Consider the following 509-nt stretch of genomic DNA (forward strand, 5'->3'; position numbering starts at 1 on the left):
AGCACCAAAGTCAACTGAGTCATGTTCAGCACTCCTTCAGGAAATATAACCGCTTCACTTTCACTCACGCTCTTGCCCATACCCACTTTCAGTTCCAGGGTCAGTGGCAAGGTATTCTCCAGTCGCAACAGGAAACTGCGAGGCAGGTTGATTTGCAGCCCTGAGTTCACTTGCGCAGCCGTCACTGCGGCTCCCATCGCCAGCTCTTCGCTGCGCGTCGTGCCGTCATCCAGGGTCCCTCGCGCGCGTAGCCAGTAAGTTTGGCCTGTGGTCATCAACGGCCACGGCACCGCCACTACCGTGGCATCTCCCGCGAATGTGTTGAGATCCAGCACTGCCGGTGAACCGCTGGCCTGGGCAACGCTTGGCGCTACCAGTTGTTCCGAAGTGAACGCCAGCACCTGCAAGCTCAACACCTCCGACACCGGCTTCACCGCCCCACTTTGATTGACCGCGTAGAACACCTCCGCCGTCTTGCCCAGCGAAGCCGCCAGAATCGGCGCAGGAAT

At 59.1% G+C, this 509-nt stretch carries 1 pseudogene; it reads right to left on the minus strand.

Features of this window, described 5'->3' with window-relative positions:
• Nucleotides 1-464, minus strand: a pseudogene (locus tag IFT44_RS21040) (hypothetical protein); the annotation flags it as partial.
• Nucleotides 465-509 lie beyond the last annotated feature (45 nt).

Origin of the sequence: Pseudomonas sp. CFBP 13710, assembly GCF_014842235.1 — a bacterium.
Classification (GTDB): domain Bacteria; phylum Pseudomonadota; class Gammaproteobacteria; order Pseudomonadales; family Pseudomonadaceae; genus Aquipseudomonas; species Aquipseudomonas baltica.